The organism is Paenibacillus ottowii, from assembly GCF_006874425.1.
Taxonomy (GTDB): Bacteria; Bacillota; Bacilli; order Paenibacillales; family Paenibacillaceae; genus Paenibacillus; species Paenibacillus ottowii.
Window position 1 is genome coordinate 79,036 of sequence record NZ_VIJZ01000003.1, and the last position, 22,371, is coordinate 101,406.

Consider the following 22,371-nt stretch of genomic DNA (forward strand, 5'->3'; position numbering starts at 1 on the left):
CTGTAAGGAACTCACGCCCCACAGCTACCTCCTTTCTCCGCTACGACGCAGTAAAACGCAATAAATTATTGCGTTTCTGCATGCTCTATTTTGTACAATCGCCACTCCCCGTCAAAGTCATGCACCAACGTGGCCCATGGCGCCCCCGTTTCAAACAGATCAGGATAGTTCCGGTTCACCTGATCCAGCGGTACCCCTTCCACCAAGCGTGTAATCAAAACATAGTCCACCTTGGAAGCAGGGAGATTTATTAAAGATTTTCCAAAATCATAATCACTCGTAATCATAAACTTCTTCGGAATTTTACTGCTCAAAATGATCGGATAGGCTGTATAAGAATCTGTCAAAATGAGCGACGAACCATAATGTTCATCCAGCCACGGCCCTATTTTCCGTTCAATCACTTGCCGATCATAGCTCTCATTGCCGCTATGCGTCAGATAGCTATGTTCATCAGCTGCAATCGCGGGATTCGTCAGAGCGTAGGATAACAAGCCTGCTGTTACCAACATTCCCATCGTTACCAGTGAGATTCCGATCCCACGCATTTTTCCCTTCAATAAACTGAGCTCATACGGCAGCCAAGCAACTGTAATCGGGAATACATACATAAAATATCGGAACCAGCCAAACGAAGAATGCTTAAACATTAACAAGAGCTGCAGTCCAGGTACCGACAGAAAAATAGTCAGCAGCGTTAACGTGCTCCAATTCCAAAGACGTTTGTCCAATAGACGTATAAGCAAAATAGCAATCAACGGAGCCGCATACCATAAGGTTCGTTGCCCGACAAACTTTAGCATCAGCACAGGGTGGGCAAACATTTCCACAAAGCGTTGATCCTCCAGCAAAGCCGCTGATTGTGTGGAATTGGAATATTGCGAGCGTAAAAAGTAAAGCGGGTCGCCCATGATAATCCAGTTAAAAAAGAGCCATAGCAAACCGGAAAAGACTAGCGGCAGCAATAATAGAAGCCATGTCGCTTCAACTTTGTACAGGCGCTCTTTTAAAGACAATTGCGTTCTACCCTTCTCTCTGTTTGTACGCCACCGATGCAGAGAAAGAATCGTCAGCAATACGCCTACAGCCATCGCAACACCTAGCGGGACTGCTTCATAGCGAACCCAAAAGGCCAATGCAAGCGCAAAACCGGATACGATCAGATTCGCCGCCTTGCGATCCTTAAGCCACATACAGAATCGACTCACCGTCAGCAGGATAAAAAAGATATAGGGCGAGTCACTCAAGCCGTTGAAGCCGAACAGAAACATAAACGGATTCAGTGAAAATAACAGCGCAATCAGCAAACTGGTTGCACCGTGAAGCCCTAGTTCTTTTCCCGTCCCGTACAATAATGCTGCGCTCGCCCCAGCAAACAGGCTGCTCACAATCACTGCTGCCAGCCCGTGGGAAGCGAGTGCGGGAAACAAAGGATAGAACAACAGCACAATAAGTTCCATCAAACTCGGTAGCGGATTCCATACAAAACCGATAGCACCCAAATGTGGGTCACGGCTATACAGCACATAAAATGCATTAGCCACTCGACTGAGCGCATCGGTATGCATATAGCCCAGATGCCATGCAAAATAAATACCTACTGCCAGTTCTAAAGCAGTAATACAAGCAAACAACGACAGCAACTTTCCATGTTTCTTTACGATCATTAAACCTCTTTCTGACGCTGTTGCGGAACGGAGAAGATCCAATAGCGATTCCAGATATAATTATGAATGGGCACGATGATGGTAGTCAGGACTTCACCGATTAGATACGACCAACCGATCCAGTGAATGGTTACGTACATGAGACCAGCATTCAAAAGCAAGCCGCAGGTACAGACCAATACATATTTAAGAAACTGAGTCCGGCTTCCCTCGCCAGTCGGCTCGAACGTCCAGTTTCGGTTCAGCACATACGAAACGAGCAACGTAACTATAAAGCCTATTGTAGTAGCCGTTACCGCAGGTACCGCAAACAGCTCCACCAGCAGCACAAGCACACCGACGTGAATGCCTGTACCCAGCAGCCCGACAATACCGTATTTAATGATTGGATACTTTAGATACGAACGTCTGATCATGTTGATTAAACTCCCTATCCACCCACAATCGCTCAGCATTCGCCCGTTTGTCTGCAATTAGATAACGAGGTCTGGCTTTGACTTCGTGATATATGGCGGCAATATATTCTCCTACCACTCCGATCGACAGCATGAGTACACTGCCGATAATCAAAAGCAGTAAAATGACAGTGGTAAACCCGGTCACCGCGTCACCCGTTATTTTGTGCATCAAGGTTTGAATCCCCAACACGACCGAAATCAGCATGAAAATGAGACCCATTAAACTCACTACCCGCAAAGGTACTGTCGAAAACGAAACGATCGCTTCCGCGGCCAATCGAAACAGCCCTAACGGACTCCAGCGGCTTGGACCCTCTTCTCGTGGAGCCACCCGGAACGTAATCTGGGTTTTACGAAAACCGAGCCAGGCGGTCATTCCACGAAAGAACGGCATACGCTCTGGCATCGCCATCCAGGCATCCACCACTCTTCGATCCAGCAGCTTATAATCGGAGGCATCCTTGAGATTAAAGCCGGTCAAACGATTCAAAATTGCATAGAACAAAGAAGCTCCGAGCTTTTTGCCTACAGACTCTTCTCCCCGAAATTCTTTCACACATTCAACTAAATCATAACCTTCATTTTGCCATAAACGTACCATTTCCCCGATCATCTCAGGAGGATGCTGCAAATCCCCGTCCATGACAATGATCGCATCGCCAGATGCATTTTCCAAACCTGCGCACAACGCCAGCTCCTTACCAAAATTCCGACTCAGCCGGAGCGCGAGTAAAGAGGGCATACGACGGGACAATTCGGACAGTTTGAGCCACGTATCGTCTTTGGAACCATCATCTACAATAATAAGCTCATAACGTGAGGTGACAACAGACAGCACTCCATCAATCACCTTAAGCGAACGTTCGAGATGCGAGCCTTCATTGTACATGGGAATGACGACGGATAAAAAAGGATTTTTTGTCTCCATTCTTGCTCCTTCTTTCTTCATATTCAGGAGGACTGTGCCGGGGTATCATCCAAGTCGTGCATATCGGTCAGACCATGCGTCGTCTTCTCCCAATAGAACGGCTTGGTTATAAGCTGCCAAGCTGCTTTTATCGCGGCTATACTCATAAGTACCCAATATAACGGCGAGAGTAGCCCATATTTGACCATCGCGTATGAAAATGTTCGTTCACCGCGCTCTTCCAGTTCCCCGATGACCCAATACATGCCGGCCACATTACTGAATACGAACAGAAAGTTACCGATATAAAATTCCGCGCTGGCCAAGTAGTACACATAGCCCGGGAACAGTTTGGGAATAAAGGACAGCTCCCAGCCAAACCACAAAATAAGCAAGCCCCAAAAAATAGGGTTCAACAACGGCAACATCGGCGTCGCCAGAATCATCACCTGAAAACCGAAAAAGCCTTTCCAGCCCACTTCGCGCACCAGCTTAACCGGATTGCGCATATGGACCAACCATGTCTGCATATATCCCTTGATCCAACGTGAACGCTGACGAATCCAGTTGCCCACGCGGCTGTTCGCTTCCTCCCATGTGCGGGAATCGACAATGGCCGTTTTGTAACCCCCTTTATACAGACGAATGCCCAGATCCGCATCCTCGGTTACATTATAGGGGTCCCACGCATTAATATCTTTTAATACAGATACCCGAAAATGATTGGACGTACCGCCCAACGGAATCGGGGTATCTAACTGCATAATTCCTGGCAGCAGCAATTCAAACCACATACTGTATTCTTGTGTGAACCAGCGGGTCAGCAAATTTTGGGTACTGTTAAAATAATTGAGCTTTGCTTGAATACATGCGTAATTTTCAGGGAGTAAATCAAACGCGGCAATCACCTTTTTAAGTTGGTCGGCATCGGGACGATCCTCCGCATCGTAAATGACGACAAACTCGCCGCGAGCGCGAATAAGTCCATAATTACAAGCCTTTGGTTTGGTTTTCGGCAAGCCATCAGGCACGACCAATGTGGTGTAATAGGCTGGCAGCTTCATTTCCCGCAACAGCTCAATCGTCTCAATGTCGTCCTCTTCAATCAACAGCCGTACGTCCAGCTTGGACTTTGGATAATCCAACTGTTCCAAATTCCGCAACAACATCGGAAGCACGCCCGCTTCCCTATACATCGGGACAAGAATCGTATAAATCGGCAGTTTCTTTTCATCCATAGCGTCTACCTCTTCCTTCGTGAAACGAAGCTGCGCCCCGCGCCGGGAACCGAGATAGATAATTCCAAATTTGAAAAGCGTCATCGCAAAATAAAAAAGCTGGATCATCATATTAATGATCAGCACTGTCTTCCAGCTGTTCCAGAAGAGGCCGAGCAATGTGATCATTCCCATGGCTGCAAACACCCAGAGCTGTCCCTTGGTAAAGGTGGTCCGCGCCGAATTGTGCGGTTCTTTTTCCAACAGCCCGGTCGTGCTCTCCTGCATCATTTCTTCACCGTAGATTTTACCCCAGAGTTGCTCCATCTCTTCCTTTGTAGCAAGCACTTGCTCTACCGGCATACCCAGAATTTCCTCCAGCCTCAAGCGGCGCTCTTCTGGCAACGGATCACTGACCGCTACAATATAACGGTTCATATATTGATGGATGACGACCACGCCATAAGCCATGGCCACTTGCTCAGGTAGTTTGTACGCCGCGTCCAGCGCCAGCTCTTCACCAATACGCCCGATTCGGTTCTGGGTAGCAATCGCGCGGTACAAATCCGCAGGCTCCAGCATTTGCAGTGACAGCAAAATGTCGCCGAGCAGTCCGCCGCTCTTCGCCTGGAACTCAAGCGCGCGCTCTAGCTGCTCTGGTGAGATATAGCCGGAACGAACCAGCATGTCGCCTAATCTTTCCTTGGACTCATCACTATCAATCTGCTCATGTAGCTGCTCTGTTGTAATGAAGCCCATCTCTACAAGAATATCGCCCAGTCTGCCACCGTAACGCTTCTGGTTGCGGATCGCGTCTGTCAACTGATCGCGGGTGATCAACCCGCTCTCCACTAATTGATCTCCCAGGCGGGCCTTGCCGTTTCGTCCGGTTGACGTTTCTGCTGCAGACTCTCCGCCTTCTGTACCTGTGATACTGGAGGCTACACCCATAGCAGCCCCTGCTGCTACCTGTTCCTGCCCAGATGCATACTGGACTTGCGCCTCTTGCTCCTGTCCATCCTGTATCCCTTCATCCAGCAATTGTTCCACAGCTGCTGCCGTATCATTCGCATTCTGAATAGCCTGAATACGCAGTTCTGTATCCCGAAGTCGCCGTTCCAGCTCTTCGATGTGGAAATCAAGCTTGTACAGTATCGGGGCCTGCTCAGCACGCTGTGCCTCTAGCTGTTGTTGCAGTTGTTCGATTCGCTGACGCTCTTCTTTTATTCTTCTCTTGGTTTGGCGAATTGAAACTCCTCCAACCTGCCACCTAAGCTTGTCACCCATGAATTCCCGCCCTTTCAATCCAGCGCCGCTCTTCCGCAAGCGCGTCTGCAAGCTGCTGCTTTAACTCAGCATCCCGCTGCTTTTTCCGTTCAAGCGCTGCGTGGAAAAGCTCACGCTCCTCACGCAGCAACTTCTCCGCTTGGATTCGCTCCTCATGCAATGAGGATACGAGTTGATCTGCGTCAGTAGCACGATAACCGATCCAAACACTCTTAAGCTGGCGCGTCGTTCGTTTAGTTCTCATAATACCTCCCTGGATCGTCCCGACTCTGCCTTTTGCCCTGTCGCTACTTCAATATTTTTACCCACATTTTTTTACAGCATTTTTCCGAAACCAGGACATACCTGCTTTCTCATTGAAGCCCTTCATTTACACGTTTATGAAATTCGCTTGGGTGAAAAAACCAATAAATACTTGACAATGATTTATCATATATGCTTCTTGTTCTACTAAATTGGTAATTCAATGAAAAACTTAGTGCTATTCTACCATAATCATGGTAGGCGTAGTATACATAAATGTAAATTCTAGAAACTTTCACACTAATGTATGAACAGGTATATAGAACTATATGTATCAACCTTCGCACTCGATAGACTTCCAATAATCTATGTAGTTCATGATTATCCCGATCATAAATCATTCGAATACCTCAGAAAACACAAAAGACACCGCGAACGGTGCCTTTGAAAACATAGCTGGCAAATATTCTTAAAATCTGATTTTACACAGCATCCCATTGCTGTGCAAGAGAATAATTCTTTTTTTGGATTAATTTCTGGACTTATGACCTTCGAACCATATTGATGTGTTTGCCAGAAGCTGTTCACTACGCCCAATGGCTGCCTTCACCTGGTCTGTGGCGGTTCCGCCATACACATTCCGAGCATTGACTACCGCTTCTGGTTGAAGCACCTCGTAAATGCGCTCGTCGAACAGATCCGAAAACTGCTGGAATTCATCCAGTTTTAGATCAAGCAGATATTTGCCCTGCTGGATGCAGTACAGCACCGTTTTGCCAATGACCTCATGGGCCTGGCGGAATGGAAGCCCCTTGCCGACCAGGAAGTCCGCAATATCCGTTGCGTTGGAAAAATCCTGGTTAACCGCTTGACGCATGCGATCCTTGTTAACCTTCATCGTGGCGATCATCGGAGCGAACAATTGCAAGGCTCCCTCCAGCGTAGCCACCGTATCGAACATTCCTTCTTTATCCTCCTGCATGTCCTTGTTGTATGCCAGTGGCAAGGACTTCAGTACAGTCAGCAGACCGACGAGATTTCCGTAGACACGCCCGGTTTTGCCACGTACAAGCTCCGGTACATCCGGGTTTTTCTTCTGTGGCATAATACTGCTGCCTGTGCAGAAAGCATCATCCAGTTCGACAAAACCAAACTCTGTGCTGCTCCATAGCACCAGTTCTTCACTCAGACGGGACAAATGCGTCATAATTAGCGAGGCCCCGGCCAGAAATTCCACGATGAAGTCCCGGTCACTGACAGCGTCCAGACTATTTTCATAGACTCCGTCAAAACCCAATTGCTCTGCTACAAAATGACGGTCGATCGGGAAAGTGGTTCCTGCCAAAGCGCCAGCCCCTAGCGGCAACACATTGATGCGCTTGTAGCTGTCTTTAAGACGGTCAATGTCACGCTCCAGCATGGACACATACGCCAGCAAATGATGTGCGAACAAAATAGGCTGAGCACGCTGCAAGTGTGTGTACCCAGGTACAATCGTATCCAGATTGTCTTTAGCCTGCCCAATTAAAGCAACTTGTACATCGTGCAACATACCTACCAGCGATACCACACGTCCGCGCAAATACAAGTGCATATCCGTTGCTACCTGATCGTTACGACTGCGTCCAGTATGCAGCTTACCGCCGACAGGACCAATGGCTTCGATCAGATTTTTTTCGATATTCATGTGAATATCCTCATCCGAAACGGAAAATTCAATTTCCCCACGGCGGATACGCTCCAGAACGGTATGCAGTCCTCCCTTGATCGTGTCCGCATCCTCCTGCGGAATAATGCCGCATTTGCCCAGCATGGCCACATGGGCCAAACTGCCTTGAATATCTTCTTCCGCCAACGCTTGATCAAACCCAATAGAAGCCGTATATTCCTCTACCAGTTTGTTTGTTTGCTTTGTAAACCGTCCGCCCCATAGCTTACTCATTGCATGATCCCCTCTCTGCAATAACAAGCCGCCCTCGTCGTTTGGACAAGAACGGCCCGCATTCCGTACATTTGTTTAGATTACATTCTTATTTATGATTTTGTGTTACACCCGCATTGACCTTCAAACGCAAAGCATTCAAGCGGATAAAGCCTGTCGCATCGCCTTGATCGTAGGCTTGTGTCGGATCAGCTTCCATGGTTGCAATGTCTGGATTGTACAAGCTAACCGGACTTTTGACACCTGCACCGATAATGTTGCCTTTGTACAGCTTCACGCGCACGGTACCCGTGACATTTTTCTGGCTCTCATGAACCAGAGCCTGTAAAGCGACACGTTCTGGCGCGAACCAGAATCCATTGTATACCAAGGTAGCATAACGGGTAATCAGGCTATCTCGCAGATTCATAACCTCGCGATCCATCGTGATCGATTCCATTTTGCGGTGAGCTGTGAACAAGATTGTACCGCCTGGCGTCTCATAGACTCCACGACTTTTCATCCCCACAAAACGGTTCTCCACCATATCTACACGTCCGATACCGTGCTTACCGCCCAGTTCATTCAGTTTTTCCATCACTTGCAGTGGAGTTAGCTGTTCACCATTTAAAGCAACGCAGTTGCCTGCTTTAAATTCCAGTTCCAAATATTCTGCTTCATCAGGCGCATCCTCCGGCGCATTGCTGAGCAAGAACATTTCTTTATTTTCAGGAGCACTCGGATCAAACCAAGGGTCCTCCAACACGCCGCTTTCATAGCTGATATGCAACAGATTGCGGTCCATGGAGTACGGCTTGGCTGCGGAGGCGGTTACCGGAATACCGTGTTTTTCCGCATAAGCAATCATTTCTGCCCGGCCCGGGAACTGATTGCGGAACTCCTCCAGCCGCCAAGGTGCAATGACTTGGATATCCGGCGTTAGCGCCGCTGCGTTCAGCTCGAAGCGCACCTGATCGTTACCTTTGCCTGTTGCGCCGTGAGCAATGGCTGTTGCTCCCTCGGCAATCGCAATATCGACCATCCGCTTAGCGATCAATGGACGTGCAATACTCGTTCCGAGCAAATATTGCCCTTCATATAAAGCACCCGCTTGAAACATCGGGTAGATAAAATCCTTGGCGAATTCATCGCGCAGGTCATCGATGTACACTTTGGAAGCCCCGGTAGCGAGTGCTTTTTCCTCCAGGCCGTCCAGTTCTTCCTTTTGACCGATATCTGCGGTGAATGCGATGATTTCAGCATCATAGGTTTCCTTAAGCCATTTCAGAATGACCGACGTATCCAGACCGCCGGAATATGCGAGTACGATTTTTTCTTTTGCCATTATTAAAGTCCTCCCCGATGCTTATACCTCTTCTTAACGATCAACCTTATCCCATTAAAGCAACTAGCAACGCTTTTTGCGCATGCAGACGGTTCTCCGCTTCATCAAAAATGACCGAATGGGGACCATCGATTACGCCTGCACTCACTTCTTCCCCACGATGCGCAGGTAGACAGTGCAGGAATAAATAATCCGGCTTCGCGAGCTTAACCAGCTCCTCATTCACTTGAAAATCAGCAAAAGCAAGCTCACGTTCCTTCTGCTCTTCCTCAAAGCCCATGCTTGCCCACACATCCGTGTAGATCGCATCGGCATCTTTTACTGCTTCCTGCGGACTTTGAGTGATCACAATTTCACTACCTGTCTGTTTGGCAATCTCACGGGATACCGCAACCACACTCGGGTCAGGCTCGTATCCAGCTGGACTTGCAATGGAGACATGCACTCCGAGCTTGGCTCCACCAATCAAGAGGGAATGCGCCATATTGTTGCCGTCTCCAATATAAACCAGCTTGAGCCCTTTTAGCTTGCCCTTTTGCTCATACAAGGTTTGATAATCAGCCAGCACCTGACACGGATGCGCCAAATCGCTCAAGCCATTGATTACAGGGACGGATGCATAACGTGCCAATTCTACAACATTATCGTGTCCAAAGGTACGAATCATAATGCCGTCCAGATAACGTGACATGACCTGGGCCATGTCGCTAATAGGTTCACCGCGGCCGAGCTGAATGTCATTCTTGCTGAGGAAAAGGGCATGCCCGCCCAACTGATACATACCGACTTCAAAGGACACCCGTGTACGTGTGGAGGATTTTTCGAAAATCAGTCCAAGCGTTTTCCCCTTCAGCGGCTGATAAACTTCCCCGTTTTTGTGCTTACGCTTAATTTCAATAGCGAGCTCAATTAAATACTGGATTTCCTCTGGCGAATAGTCGTCCAGCTCAAGAAAGTCCCGCCCTTTCAAGTTCACTTGTTGCAGTGCGCCGCCCTGGCTCATACGATCCTCTCCTTATACCCTCTTGTCTCGAATGCTTCTGCCTTTACTCTAAGCTACATGCTCCCGAATCAATTCAGCAATCCATGTTACGGCCTGATCTATTTCTTCCTTGGTTACATACAGATTAGGTAGCAAGCGAATGACGTTCGGTCCTGCTGTAATGAACAGAATGCCCTTCTTCTGTCCTGCCAGCACAAGCTCTGCTACTGGCTCTGCACACTCAATCCCGACCATCAAACCTTTTCCGCGGATATCCTTCACAAAAGGATTATCTCCAAGCTGCTTTTGCAGACTATGGAAGAGATAATCTCCCATTTCGGCAGCGCGTTCTGGCAGCTTGTCATCAATAATCGTTTCAATGGTTGCTTGAACCGCTGCCATAGCAAGCGGCGTACCGCCAAAAGTAGAACCATGACTGCCCGCCGTGAACGCTTCACGCAAATATGCTTTGCCGAGCATTGCACCGACCGAAAAGCCACTGCCCAATCCTTTCGCCAATGTAAAAATATCTGGTTCTATTCCATAATGCTCAAAGGCAAACAGCTTTCCTGTCCGTCCCATACCTGTTTGCACCTCGTCAATGATCAGTAGCAATCCATGCTCGTGGCACAGCTTGGTAATCACGTCTACGAAAGCAGGGTCTACCGGATACATGCCACCTTCAGCCTGCACCATTTCCAGCATAATTGCTGCTGTATTCTCATTGATCGCTGCTTCGAGCGCAACCTGATCATGAAGTGGAACGCTTTTGAACCCGGCAGGAAGTGGTAGAAAGCCTTCCTTCACTTTGTCTTGACCCGTAGCAGTCAAAGTTGCCAGCGTCCGTCCGTGGAAGGATTGCGTGAACGTAATGATTTCATAGCGACCGGTCTGCTTCACCTTCTGGTGGTAACGACGTGCCAGCTTAATGGCAGCTTCGTTCGCTTCAGCTCCGCTATTGCAGAAAAACACGGCGTCTGCGCTGCTATTCGCTGTCAGTAACGCCGCAGCCCGTTCCTGCCCAGGGATATGAAACAGATTAGATACATGCCACAGTTCATCAATCTGTTGTTTCAACCGCTCAGCTACAGCTTGAGGCGCATGGCCGAGATTGGTAACGGCAATACCTGACATGAAATCCAGATAACGTTTGCCCTGATCATCCCACAGCCAGCTTCCTTGCCCTTTCACCAGGGTAAGCGGGTATCTTGCGTAGTTTGGGAAAAGAGAGCTATTTGTCTGTGCTTGTGCCGGCTCCTTTTCCGCTTGTGCACTGCTTCCATTCGTACTCGGCATTTCCTCACTCACCAGCGTATTCGGTTCCTTACTCATGTTGTTCACGCCCCTTTATCGTTTGGTTATTTTGGTTATATAGTCGAGCAATATATGGATTGCAATTACTGCATACGCACGATGCGTGTTCCAATCGATTCTCCGCTCAGCACTCGACTGAGTACTTGCGGTTCGCTCCCATCCACAATAACGACTTCCTTCACTTTTCCGTGAATGCAAGCAATAGCCGCTCTCACTTTCGGGATCATACCGCCGTAGATTTCACCCGTGCTGATCATATCTTCAATTTCCTGTACGGTGATCGATTCCAGTACTTTCTTTTCTACACCATTCTTTTTCAATATACCGGGCACATCCGTCACAACAATCATCCGACTGACCCCGAGATGAGAAGCCACCGCTCCCGCGGCTGTATCGGCATTAATGTTGTAACGCTGACCGGATCGATCGATGCCGATAGGCGCAATAACCGGCATATAGCCCATATCCAGCACACCCGTAATAATCGAAGCTTGAACAGATGTTACCTCTCCGACCCAGCCGACCTCTGCGGCATTCGGCACAGGCTTTGCCTCGATTAAATAGCCATCACTGCCCGACAAGCCCAGCGCTCGCCCTCCGTGCATCCCTATTCTGCGTACAATCTGCTTGTTAATGCTGCCTGCCAGCACCATTTCCACGACATCCAGCACGGGTTCAGTCGTTTTACGCAATCCATGAATGAACTCTGTTTCGATTCCCAGCTTCGCCAAATTGTCAGAGATCGCAGGCCCGCCGCCATGTACAATGACCGGTTGGAGACCTTCCGACTGCAAACGGGCCAAGTCGTCAAAAAAGGAATCAGGCAACGCAGCCAGTGTACTTCCTCCGCATTTCATGACAAAATTACGACGTGCCACTCCCGTATGTTTCACTTGATCCGCATGTCCCACTGCCGATTGCATATCATCTCTCCTTTTCTCCTCTGTACAATCTGTGCGATTTTCAAAATGATGCAAAACTATATCTGCTTGCTTCTTCTATTAACTACTAATTGGTCTATCCGTGTTTAATTGGCTATCTATGTCCGGTATGCCGCGTTAATCCGCACATAATCATAGGTTAGGTCACAGCCCCATGCGGTAGCCGTTCCGCTCCCGTGATGCAAATCAACGATAATTCGCACCGTATCACCACGTAAATAGGAAAGCGCCTCGGCTTCATCAAAGGTGACCGGACTGGATTGGCTCAGTACCCTAATATCACCCAAGCAGATGTCTACCGTATCTGGATTGACCGGTTCTCCGGCACGTCCAACAGCTGCAATAATCCGTCCCCAGTTGGCGTCTGCGCCAAAAACGGCTGACTTCACTAGGCTGGACCCGATTACGGTCTTGGCTATCGCCTGGGCTGATGCATCGCTCACCGCTCCACTTACAGACACTTCTACCAGCTTCGTAGCACCTTCTCCATCACGAGCAATCGCCTTTGCCAGTTCCCGGCAAATATAGATGAACGCCTCGGCAAAAGCTTCCCAATCGGGATGGTCTGCTTGCAACTCGCTATTGCCCGCCAGCCCGCTCGCCATAGCGATCAGCATATCGTTCGTGCTGGTATCCCCATCGACCGTAATCATATTAAAGCTGGTATCCGTGGCCTGCTTTAATAGTTGATGAAGAGCCGTCTGTCCGATGACTGCATCACAAGTTATAAAAGCGAGCATGGTTGCCATATTCGGATGAATCATCCCCGAACCTTTTGCTGCCCCGGCGATGTGCACAGTCACACCGTCCACTTCAACTGACACGCACGCTTCTTTTTTAACCAGATCCGTTGTCAGAATGGCTTGGCTAAATTGCTCCGCCCCATCGTTTGCCTCGCTCATCCGCTCAGGTAGTGACGATATCCCGCCAAGCACACGGTCCATTTTCAGATGCTCGCCAATTACACCCGTCGAGGCAACGGCTACATCGCTCTCTGCCACACCCAGTTCACGAGCAGCGGCCGAGCGCATTGCGTAAGCGTCCTGCTCCCCTTGCTGTCCCGTACAGGCATTGGCATTCCCGCTGTTCACTACTACAGCCTGCAATCGGCCGTTTGTCAGGCTCTCACGGGTCACCTTCAATGGTGCAGCCTGAAATACATTAGTGGTATACACCGCAGCTGCTGTCGCCTCTACCTCACAGCGGATCGCGCCGATATCGTTGCGATCTGTATTTTTTAACCCACAGTGCAAGCCCCCGGCTGTAAAGCCACGCGGAGTTACAATGGTGCCCTCTTGTACTACTGTAAACCCTACTTTACCCATAATTATGTGCCCTCGTTCGCAACTTATAGCAGACATGCCAGCTAGATGCTTGCGTGCTCACACCTGCCCACTGTCGTTCCCTATCCCGGTTGCGTTTACGTGCTACTTACGGATATACCGGTATGAAGCCCAGCCCGAGGTTCTCCTCCCATCCCATCATCAAATTTAAATTCTGAATCGCCTGCCCAGCAGCACCCTTCACAACATTATCAATGACAGAAATAATCGTAAGTCGTCCGGTACGGGCATCTGCTGCAAAACCGATATCACAGTAGTTTGAACCAAATACTTCCTTTGTTGCTGGCCACATACCTTCGTCACGTACACGGACAAAAGGACGGCCTTTATAATAATCCCGGTATAACCCGATAAGATCCTGATCCGTGTGGTCACCTTTTAGCGTGACGTAAATTGTACTCATAATTCCCCGCGTCATAGGCACAAGCTGTGTCGTAAACGTAATTGTAACGTCCTCGCCCGCAACATCACCCAATACCTGTTCGATCTCAGGGATATGTTGGTGCTTATTCACCTTGTAAGCCTTAAAGTTTTCGTTCATTTCGGCATAATGTGAAACAAGACTTGTTCCCCGACCGGAGCCGGATACCCCCGATTTGGCATCCACAATCAGTGACCGATGGTCGATCCACCCTGCCTTCAAGGCAGGAATAATACCCAATAGTGTTGCCGTTGGATAGCAACCTGGATTCGAAATGAAAGAAACTCCAGCAAGCTTTTCTGCATACACCTCGCTGAGTCCGTATACCGCTTGCTTGAGATACTCAGGTGAAGCTGCAGGCTTTTTGTACCATGCTTCATACGCTTCCCCGCTTCGGAGCCTAAAGTCCCCGGAAAGGTCAATTACCTTCAATCCGGCATCCAGAAGCTGTGGCACTAAATGGGTACTAACGCCTGAGGGCGTAGCTGTGAAAACCAAATCAGCCTTGGCAGCAATTTCATGGACATCGACACTGTCCAAATCCTGTACCACAATGTCCGTCAAATGTGGAAACCCGTCACTAATCGGGACACCCGCGCTGGACGAAGAAATAACAGATACAATCTCCACCTGCGGATGATGAACCAAAAATCGAATCAGCTCCACTCCGCCGTATCCAGTGGAACCGACAATTGCTACTTTTAGCTTGCTGCTCACAGACCTTCCTCCATTCCGTCCCTATGAATTATGTATTATTATACATCTCTATTCATATAAATACAACACTTCATGTTATGTTATGCCTCAAATTTAAAAATGTGCGTTCTCGTCCAGTCGGCCGTTTTGCATAAAGAGAGTAAATGTTTCTTTTATACTATCTTGTATACTGGTAATCATCTGGATTATCTACTTGCTGCACTAATGTATTCGTAGAATATGGAATAGGGTATAAATAGTCAGTGGGCACAGCAGGTACCGTGCTACGACAATTAACCTATAGTTAGGGGTGTTACACATCGAAACCTATACAGCGAATTTGGTGATAGATGCTAAAGCAAAGTTAGGCGAGGGTCCTAGTTGGGATCATCAGTCGCAACGTTTATTGTGGGTCGATATTGAAGGCTTTCAATTGCACATCTACGATCCATCTACAGGCACAGATCGTACAATAGATATGGGCGAACATATTAGTGCAGTTGTACCTTATCTTAAAAATAAAGTAATTGTAGCCATGATCAGCGGTTTATACTGTTTGGATATAGAGACAGGGACCAAAGTATTGATCCACGATCCTGAGGAAGGTAGAGCAGGCAATCGTTTTAATGATGGTAAATGCGATCCTGCAGGACGTTTTTTGGCAGGAACTATGAGTTTAAATGGCGAACGCGCACAAGGAGCGTTGTATAGTTTGAGTACCCAAGGCAATGTCTCCTTGCTGGTTGATAAAGCTTCCACATCTAATGGCTTAGCTTGGAGCTCAGATAACCGTACCCTGTATTATATTGATACTCCGACCTTGGAAGTGGTCTCCTTCGATTACGATGTGACACAAGGTACTCTTATGAATAAGCAAGTAGTAGCTAGATTGGATGAAAGTGAAGGGTATCCAGATGGTATGACCATTGATGCAGAGGGCATGCTGTGGATCGCACGATGGGGTGGTAAGCGTGTCTCTCGTATCCATCCCGCTCATGGAGAAGTGATTGCTGAGGTGTCACTCCCAGTCAATTGTGTGACTTCGTGCGCTTTTGGCGGTGAACATCTGGATGAGTTATATATCACAACTGCTCAAGATAACGATAATAGTGATCAACCATTAGCAGGCGGTTTATTTATGGTCAAAACCGGGGCAAAAGGAGTACCGACCTCCTATTTTAATCAAGGACAACCGGCGGATTGGCTTGAACTTTTATTAAAAAGGACTTGATAAAGCTGTTCTGAAAAAGAGAAAAGCCCACTACATCAGTGGGCTCTTCTGCATTAATTCATTTATGAGTAAGAGTCCAGCAGGCCATATACGTTAGCCTTCCCTTTTGAACCCTTCCCCCAATACTTCACGTGTATTACTAATAATCACAAAAGCCTCCGGGTCTACCAGGCGAACGAGCGTTTTGAGGCGGGTTACCTCGTTTTGCCCCACGACAACCATAAGCACAGGCCGTTCTTCGTTCGTGTAACCCCCACGTCCTGCAAGCTCCGTCAATCCACGATCCAAATCCTGCAAAATGGTTTGCGTGATTTTTTCCTTTTGATTGGATATGATGTAAGCCACTTTCGAGTAGCCTAATCCCATTTCTACAGCATCAATGACCTTGCCAGTTACAAACAGGCCAATTAATGCATACAGGGCCCGCTCTGGCGATAGGGTGAACCCCGCTAGTGTAATAACCGTTCCGTCCATCAGCATGACACAGAGAGAAAGGCTAAAGCCTGTATATTTATGAATAATTTGCGCTAAAATGGCCAGTCCACCGGTTGAGCCTCTGCCCCGAAATACAGTCCCTAACCCCAATCCTACTCCAATTCCGCCATACAGCGAAGCCAGCAATGGATTGGTGGTGGGAATTGCCCAATCCTTTGTTACATACACGAATAGCGGCAGCATAATGCTTCCCAGCAGGGAACGTAAACCATATTTTTTTCCCAACAGCAGTACACCTGCTATAAATAACGGAATATTCATGCCCCACTGCGTATAGGCTGGTTCCAGACCCAGCAGCTCCTCGCCCAAGATAGACAAGCCAGATACACCTCCGGATGCAATCCGGTTAGGCAGCAAGAACATGTTAAAGGTCAACGCTGTAATAAAGGAGCCGAGTATAATGAGCAAAACATCGGTCACGTTACGCGCGGGCCCACTGGCGGCAATCAGAGGCTTACGCCTTCTTCGGCGGGCAGCGGGAGGGTTCAATTGAGACATCATTCAGGTTCTCCTTTAATAAAAAATACCGTTACACAAAAATTCCTACAGACCGCAGACACATAGACTGCGGTTCTGTAGGAAAACGTACAGGCAATTATTCTGCGTCCAGCTTAATTTGGCTGCGCAGGTAACCATCGATAAACGGATCGAGATCGCCATCCATAACAGCCCCTACATTGCCTGTTTCCACGTTAGTACGGTGATCCTTAACCATACTGTATGGATGGAACACGTAAGAACGAATTTGGCTGCCCCATGCAATATCGGACTGTTCACCACGAATTTCGTCCAATTGCTGCTGTTGTTCTTCGATCTTGCGCTCGTAGAGCTTGGAACGGAGCATCGTCATCGCACGTTCACGGTTTTTGATCTGGGAACGTTCATTTTGGCAAGTCACAACAATACCAGTAGGTAAATGCGTAATCCGAACAGCTGAGTCAGTCGTATTAATATGCTGACCCCCTGCGCCGCTGGCCCGGTACGTATCAATTTTAAGATCTTCCGTGCGAATCTCAATATCCACATCGTCCGCAATTTCCGGTACTACATCACAAGATACGAACGATGTATGCCGACGACCGGAGGAATCAAATGGTGAGATGCGAACAAGCCGATGCACGCCTTTCTCCGCCTTGAGATAACCATAGGCATTGTAGCCTTTGATCAACAGGGTTACACTCTTAATCCCCGCTTCATCACCTGCCAGGTAATCCAGGGTCTCTACCTTGAAGCCTCGTTTTTCTCCCCAACGTGTATACATACGCAGCAGCATTTGTCCCCAGTCCTGGGACTCGGTACCGCCCGCTCCCGGGTGCAGCTCCAGAATAGCATTAAGCTTGTCATAAGGCTGATTTAAAAGCAGTTGCAGCTCAAATTCCTCCAGCTTGCTCAGCAGGGATTTGATGCTGTTTTCAACTTCACCAACCAGTGCTTCATCGCCTTCCTCTTCAGCCAGCTCTACCATCATACTTGCGTCTTCATATTCCTGACGCAGCTGTTCATAGCTGTCCACAGAAGACTTCACAGCATTCATTTCCGCAATTACGCCTTGGGCCTTTTCGTTATCATCCCAAAAATCAGGCGCTGCCATCTTTTCTTCAAAGTTCGCGATCATTTCCTGTTTGAGATCTAAGTCAAAGAGACCCCCTAAGGTTTGTTAGTTTCTTGCCTATTTCTCGTAAATCATGTTTTACACTTGGATCAATCATGATGTCATTCTCCTTTTAATATATGGTTAGGGGGAGTAAAAGCGTTGTGAGTTACGGCTGGTGGGCAGGCGCTGCGCGAATGATTTGATCTTACGAAGGCTGGCGCTTCTCCAGATTCAAATCCTCCGCTTCGCTACCGACGAGCGCCGTAAAGTCAAACGACTTTTACATACCTGGCTCTGGTTATGTGAGCCCGGTTAACTGCTGAATTAACTGACAACCAAGCAGGGATCTGCTTGGTTGTCTTAATTATAGAAACAAGGATAATCTTCACAAGAATAAAATCTTTAAACTGATCTTCCAACAGAAAGAGCTATATTAAAAACATCTGTGTCGCCCCCTGTATGGCACAAAATGGCCGACGGTCAGTGGTTGAACTGCCGCCTGCCATTATATGCATCGCAAGGAATCGTGTATATCAATATCTATCCCTTAATTTCAATCCGTTATTTTCTGCGCGGACGCGAAGGAGCGGATTTCTTTTTAGGAGCCGCAGGCTCGCCACTCGTTGAGATTTTATCTTCATCAACAACAGCCTGACGCTCTTGGTTGGATTCGATTTGTGCTTTCATGATGTATGTCGCAACTTCCTCTTGGATGGTGGCGATCATAGCATGGAACATTTCGAAGCCTTCAAATTGGTATTCACGCAATGGATCAGTACCACCATAAGCACGCAGGTGAATACCTTGACGTAATTGATCCATAGCATCAATATGATCCATCCATTTGCTGTCAACTGCACGCAGTACGATAACTTTCTCGAACTCACGTACCATTTCTTCACCGATCATCTCTTCACGGCTGTGGTATCTATCGGTAACTTTCTCGAAGATCATATCGACCATCTCTTCTTTTTCCTTACCCCACAGATCGTCGCGCGTAAGTGAATTTTCCTCAAGCAGATTGTTGTTCATATACTCTGCTACTTCGTCCAGCTCCCAGTTTTCAGGGATATCATCACCACAGTGAGCTTCCACCACACGCTCAATGACAGGCTTGATCATATCGAACACAATTTCCTTGATGTTCTCTGATTCCAGCACTTCACGGCGTTGCTTGTAAATAATAGCACGCTGCTGATTCATCACGTCATCATATTGCAGAACGACTTTACGCTGATCAAAGTTATTCCCTTCAACACGTTTTTGAGCCGATTCAATAGCACGTGTAATCATACGGCTCTCGATAGGTTGGTCTTCCTCGAAGCCCAAGCGCTCCATCATATTTAGTACATTGTCTGCACCAAAACGCTTCATTAACTCATCGCCCAGCGATAAGTAAAACTGCGTGGAGCCCGGATCACCCTGACGTCCTGCACGTCCGCGAAGCTGATTATCAATACGACGGGACTCATGACGCTCTGTACCGATGATGTGCAAACCACCGAGTTCTGCAACACCTTCGCCCAGTACGATGTCAGTACCACGTCCAGCCATGTTGGTAGCGATGGTAACCGCGCCAGCTTCACCTGCACGTGAAATAATCTCAGCTTCTTCGGCATGATACTTGGCGTTAAGTACTTTATGGCGAACGCCTTTACGTTTCAGCATTTCAGAAAGAAGCTCCGAATTTTCAATAGAAACCGTACCTACCAATATCGGCTGGTTCTTTTTGTTGCGTTCCAGAATTTCATCTACCACAGCATGGAATTTACCCTTCACGCTCTTGTATACCACGTCAGGCATATCTACACGCTGGTTAGGCTTGTTCGTCGGAATTTGGAGTACTTCCAGACCATAGATTTTTTTGAATTCTTCTTCTTCAGTTTTTGCTGTACCCGTCATCCCCGCCAATTTGCGGTACATACGGAAATAGTTTTGGAAGGTGATCGTCGCCAGTGTCATGCTTTCATTTTGGACAATGATGTTTTCCTTCGCTTCAATAGCTTGGTGCAACCCATCACTGTAACGACGTCCAGCCATCAGACGACCCGTGAACTCATCGACAATCAGGACTTCACCGTCAGCCACGACATAATCCACATCCAAACGCATAATAGCGTTCGCTTTCAAGGCTTGTACGATGTGGTGATTGATTGTAACACTTTCCTGATCGTACAGGTTTTCGAGACCAAAGAAATTTTCAGCCTTGGATACGCCGTTCTCGGTTAAAGCAACTGACTTCACCTTAATATCCAGCGTGTAATCTTCTTCAACATTCAGGCTCTTTACAAAACGATCAGCCGCAAAATACAGCTCGGTCGATTTCTGAGCTTGTCCTGAAATGATCAATGGTGTACGAGCTTCATCGACGAGAATGGAATCCACTTCATCAATGATACAGAAGTACAACGGACGCTGTACCATTTGTTCTTTGTAAAGTACCATATTATCGCGCAGATAATCGAACCCGAATTCATTGTTTGTACCATACGTAATATCACAAGCATAAGCTTCCTGTTTGGCAGCATGATCCATATTCGCTAAGTTCAGCCCTACGGACATCCCTAGGAAATTATAAATCTGTCCCATTTCTCCGCTGTCACGTTGTGCCAAGTAGTCATTGACTGTCACCACGTGCACACCTTTGCCCAACAGAGCGTTCAAATAAACCGGCAGTGTTCCGACCAGCGTTTTACCTTCACCGGTTTTCATTTCGGCGATTTTTCCTTCGTGCAACGCAATACCGCCGAGCATCTGTACATCATAATGACGTTTGCCCAGCACCCGCTTGGACGCTTCACGAACCGTTGCAAATGCTTCCGGCAGAATTTCTTCAGCCGTAGCCCCTTGTTCAATCCGCTCTCTAAACTCCGCCGTCTTTGCTTTTAGCTCCTCATCCGAGAGCTTCTCAAAATCAGGCTCTATTTTATTGATCAGTTCAACCGTCTTCATCAAACGTTTGACTTCACGTTCATTTGTATCACCAAAAATTTTCTTGACAATTCCTAGCATGGTTTACCCCTTTCGCGCAAAACAATTAATAGAATCAATTTCACAATAAGAAAGGGTCCATGATGAAATTGATTCCCGATATGTTTGACAGGCCCGGCTGTACCAGCCCATCGTGCGATGTTCTTTGCATAAATTGTAACAGTTTGTAGGACATGCCGCAACACAAGCAGCCTCCAGATTTGCATTCGGTTAAAGATACCAAAACAATTGACGCATGAAACACACAATTGGTTACACTTAATTAAGTTGAAATTTTCATTCGCATTTACAAAAAACATATAAAAGAGCCCTACCCCGCCAGGTTCGCAAGGATAAGGCTCGTGTTTTTATCATTTTCCTGATATCCATGAAGCATGCTTCAATCAAACGTACTATTCATTTTAAATGTAATAAGTTCCTGCTGTACAGGCTATTCCCGTTCGATCAGACCGTATTTACCATCATTGCGTTTGTAAACTACGTTAACTTCTTCGTTATCAATGTTAGCAAATACAAAGAAATTATGTCCAATCATGTTCATTTGCAGAATAGCTTCTTCCACATCCATAGGTTTCAATAAGAAACGCTTGGTGCGGACGACTTCCAGCTCATCCAATTCTGCATCCTCATCTTCAGCAACAGCTACACCACCAGCCGGATCTTCCACAAAAAGGGTTTTTAAACTGCCTTCCTGCCGGAATTTTCGGTTTAGTTTGGTTTTGTGCTTGCGAATTTGCCGTTCCAGCTTGTCTACCACGGCATCAATGGATGCATACATGTCATCGCTTTCGTCTTCGGCACGGAGTACAAGCCCCGGCAAAGGAATGGTTACTTCTACAGTGTGCAAATCTCTGGTTGTGCTTAACGTTACACTTCCATCAGAAGTCGGGGGTGCATCGAAATACTTTTCAAGTCTGCTGAATTTCTTATCAACGTAGTCCTTCAAAGCGTCGGTAACCTCGATCTGTTGACCTCGTACTGTTAAGTTCATAGGGCACGCCTCCTTTGCCCTTTCAGTATAACACATATGTTAACGCCAAGTAAAAAAAGAGATCAGCACTTCGGAGTTTTTTTACAAAATTCATCATAGTTCGACAAAAATCTTCTCATAACGCCCTCCTATGAAAAGGGTCATGTTTAAATGCAGCTCGCATACATATGTGAATAATGAAGAGATATTTAAAAAGTTACTCTGCTGGTGTCATGACAAATCCACAATTTCGAGTTCATGCTATGTATTTTATCGACTGGGGAGGGGGTTATTTGTCAGACTGAATCCGGTATAGAACCTATGCTAAAAGCAAGACCTGACTATCAT

At 47.4% G+C, this 22,371-nt stretch carries 17 protein-coding genes; 1 reads left to right on the forward strand and 16 read right to left on the reverse strand.

What is annotated here, in order from left to right:
- Positions 1-65 precede the first annotated feature (65 nt).
- The 12 genes from FKV70_RS07385 to argC all read right to left on the reverse strand — a co-directional run bounded on the left by FKV70_RS07385 (position 66) and on the right by argC (position 14,763).
- Entirely contained in the window at positions 66-1,667 is a 1,602-nt protein-coding gene (locus tag FKV70_RS07385) for a glycosyltransferase family 39 protein (RefSeq protein ID WP_142612361.1), read from the reverse strand.
- Positions 1,667-2,083, reverse strand: a complete 417-nt coding sequence (locus tag FKV70_RS07390) for a GtrA family protein (protein WP_142612363.1) — start codon at positions 2,081-2,083, stop codon at positions 1,667-1,669. The genes FKV70_RS07385 and FKV70_RS07390 overlap by 1 nt, the downstream gene beginning before the upstream one ends.
- Positions 2,046-3,053, reverse strand: coding sequence for a glycosyltransferase family 2 protein (locus FKV70_RS07395; RefSeq protein ID WP_142612365.1), 1,008 nt, complete (start codon positions 3,051-3,053; stop codon positions 2,046-2,048). Before FKV70_RS07395 ends, FKV70_RS07390 begins: the two co-directional genes overlap by 38 nt.
- Before the next feature lie 23 nt (positions 3,054-3,076).
- Positions 3,077-5,536, reverse strand: coding sequence for a cyclic di-GMP-binding domain-containing protein, MshE-related (locus FKV70_RS07400; RefSeq protein WP_142612367.1), 2,460 nt, complete (start codon positions 5,534-5,536; stop codon positions 3,077-3,079).
- Positions 5,529-5,780 (reverse strand): hypothetical protein, encoded by a 252-nt coding sequence (locus FKV70_RS07405; protein ID WP_142612368.1) that lies wholly within the window; start codon positions 5,778-5,780, stop codon positions 5,529-5,531. The genes FKV70_RS07400 and FKV70_RS07405 overlap by 8 nt, the downstream gene beginning before the upstream one ends.
- Positions 5,781-6,308: 528 nt before the next feature.
- Positions 6,309-7,721, reverse strand: coding sequence for an argininosuccinate lyase (gene argH, locus FKV70_RS07410; protein ID WP_142612370.1), 1,413 nt, complete (start codon positions 7,719-7,721; stop codon positions 6,309-6,311).
- An 88-nt stretch (positions 7,722-7,809) separates the two neighbouring features.
- The gene (locus FKV70_RS07415; RefSeq protein ID WP_142612372.1) at positions 7,810-9,045 is read right to left on the reverse strand and encodes an argininosuccinate synthase; all 1,236 of its coding nucleotides are present in this window, start codon (positions 9,043-9,045) and stop codon (positions 7,810-7,812) included.
- A gap of 46 nt (positions 9,046-9,091) precedes the next feature.
- The gene (argF, locus tag FKV70_RS07420) at positions 9,092-10,048 is read right to left on the reverse strand and encodes an ornithine carbamoyltransferase (RefSeq protein WP_142612374.1); all 957 of its coding nucleotides are present in this window, start codon (positions 10,046-10,048) and stop codon (positions 9,092-9,094) included.
- A gap of 48 nt (positions 10,049-10,096) precedes the next feature.
- On the reverse strand, positions 10,097-11,359 hold the full coding sequence (locus tag FKV70_RS07425; protein WP_142612376.1) for an acetylornithine transaminase: 1,263 nt from the start codon (positions 11,357-11,359) through the stop codon (positions 10,097-10,099).
- A gap of 65 nt (positions 11,360-11,424) precedes the next feature.
- On the reverse strand, positions 11,425-12,264 hold the full coding sequence (gene argB, locus FKV70_RS07430) for an acetylglutamate kinase (RefSeq protein ID WP_142612377.1): 840 nt from the start codon (positions 12,262-12,264) through the stop codon (positions 11,425-11,427).
- 116 nt (positions 12,265-12,380) lie between these two features.
- Positions 12,381-13,607, reverse strand: coding sequence for a bifunctional glutamate N-acetyltransferase/amino-acid acetyltransferase ArgJ (gene argJ, locus FKV70_RS07435; RefSeq protein WP_142612379.1), 1,227 nt, complete (start codon positions 13,605-13,607; stop codon positions 12,381-12,383).
- A gap of 106 nt (positions 13,608-13,713) precedes the next feature.
- The gene (gene argC / locus FKV70_RS07440) at positions 13,714-14,763 is read right to left on the reverse strand and encodes an N-acetyl-gamma-glutamyl-phosphate reductase (protein ID WP_142612380.1); all 1,050 of its coding nucleotides are present in this window, start codon (positions 14,761-14,763) and stop codon (positions 13,714-13,716) included.
- A gap of 322 nt (positions 14,764-15,085) precedes the next feature.
- Between argC and FKV70_RS07445 the strand changes: the two genes are divergently transcribed.
- Positions 15,086-15,973: an SMP-30/gluconolactonase/LRE family protein gene (locus tag FKV70_RS07445; RefSeq protein WP_142612382.1), complete on the forward strand. Its 888-nt coding sequence runs from the start codon at positions 15,086-15,088 to the stop codon at positions 15,971-15,973.
- 93 nt (positions 15,974-16,066) lie between these two features.
- Here FKV70_RS07445 and FKV70_RS07450 read toward each other — a convergent pair whose 3' ends face one another.
- The 4 genes from FKV70_RS07450 to hpf all read right to left on the reverse strand — a co-directional run bounded on the left by FKV70_RS07450 (position 16,067) and on the right by hpf (position 22,044).
- Entirely contained in the window at positions 16,067-16,966 is a 900-nt protein-coding gene (locus FKV70_RS07450; protein WP_063212297.1) for a YitT family protein, read from the reverse strand.
- Between the two features lie 97 nt (positions 16,967-17,063).
- Positions 17,064-18,177, reverse strand: a protein-coding gene (prfB, locus tag FKV70_RS07455; protein ID WP_142612385.1) for a peptide chain release factor 2 whose coding sequence is annotated in 2 segments (ribosomal slippage) — positions 17,064-18,104 and positions 18,106-18,177 — 1,113 coding nt in all. Because the reading frame shifts where the segments join, the coding sequence is not laid out codon by codon here.
- A gap of 446 nt (positions 18,178-18,623) precedes the next feature.
- A complete protein-coding gene (gene secA / locus FKV70_RS07460; protein WP_064797844.1) occupies positions 18,624-21,074 on the reverse strand; it encodes a preprotein translocase subunit SecA in 2,451 nt (816 codons plus the stop codon).
- Between the two features lie 409 nt (positions 21,075-21,483).
- On the reverse strand, positions 21,484-22,044 hold the full coding sequence (gene hpf / locus FKV70_RS07465) for a ribosome hibernation-promoting factor, HPF/YfiA family (RefSeq protein WP_064797843.1): 561 nt from the start codon (positions 22,042-22,044) through the stop codon (positions 21,484-21,486).
- Positions 22,045-22,371 lie beyond the last annotated feature (327 nt).

Excerpts from the sequence above, each read along its gene's own strand:
- FKV70_RS07415 (WP_142612372.1), bottom strand. The coding sequence starts at position 9,045 with ATGGCAAAAGAAAAAATCGTACTCGCATATTCCGGCGGTCTGGATACG.
- FKV70_RS07400 (WP_142612367.1), bottom strand. The coding sequence starts at position 5,536 with ATGGGTGACAAGCTTAGGTGGCAGGTTGGAGGAGTTTCAATTCGCCAA.
- argH (WP_142612370.1), bottom strand. The coding sequence starts at position 7,721 with ATGAGTAAGCTATGGGGCGGACGGTTTACAAAGCAAACAAACAAACTG.
- argJ (WP_142612379.1), bottom strand. The coding sequence starts at position 13,607 with ATGGGTAAAGTAGGGTTTACAGTAGTACAAGAGGGCACCATTGTAACT.
- argB (WP_142612377.1), bottom strand. The coding sequence starts at position 12,264 with ATGCAATCGGCAGTGGGACATGCGGATCAAGTGAAACATACGGGAGTG.
- FKV70_RS07390 (WP_142612363.1), bottom strand. The coding sequence starts at position 2,083 with ATGATCAGACGTTCGTATCTAAAGTATCCAATCATTAAATACGGTATT.
- argF (WP_142612374.1), bottom strand. The coding sequence starts at position 10,048 with ATGAGCCAGGGCGGCGCACTGCAACAAGTGAACTTGAAAGGGCGGGAC.
- FKV70_RS07425 (WP_142612376.1), bottom strand. The coding sequence starts at position 11,359 with ATGAGTAAGGAACCGAATACGCTGGTGAGTGAGGAAATGCCGAGTACG.
- FKV70_RS07405 (WP_142612368.1), bottom strand. The coding sequence starts at position 5,780 with ATGAGAACTAAACGAACGACGCGCCAGCTTAAGAGTGTTTGGATCGGT.
- hpf (WP_064797843.1), bottom strand. The coding sequence starts at position 22,044 with ATGAACTTAACAGTACGAGGTCAACAGATCGAGGTTACCGACGCTTTG.
- FKV70_RS07450 (WP_063212297.1), bottom strand. The coding sequence starts at position 16,966 with ATGTCTCAATTGAACCCTCCCGCTGCCCGCCGAAGAAGGCGTAAGCCT.
- FKV70_RS07385 (WP_142612361.1), bottom strand. The coding sequence starts at position 1,667 with ATGATCGTAAAGAAACATGGAAAGTTGCTGTCGTTGTTTGCTTGTATT.
- secA (WP_064797844.1), bottom strand. The coding sequence starts at position 21,074 with ATGCTAGGAATTGTCAAGAAAATTTTTGGTGATACAAATGAACGTGAA.
- FKV70_RS07395 (WP_142612365.1), bottom strand. The coding sequence starts at position 3,053 with ATGGAGACAAAAAATCCTTTTTTATCCGTCGTCATTCCCATGTACAAT.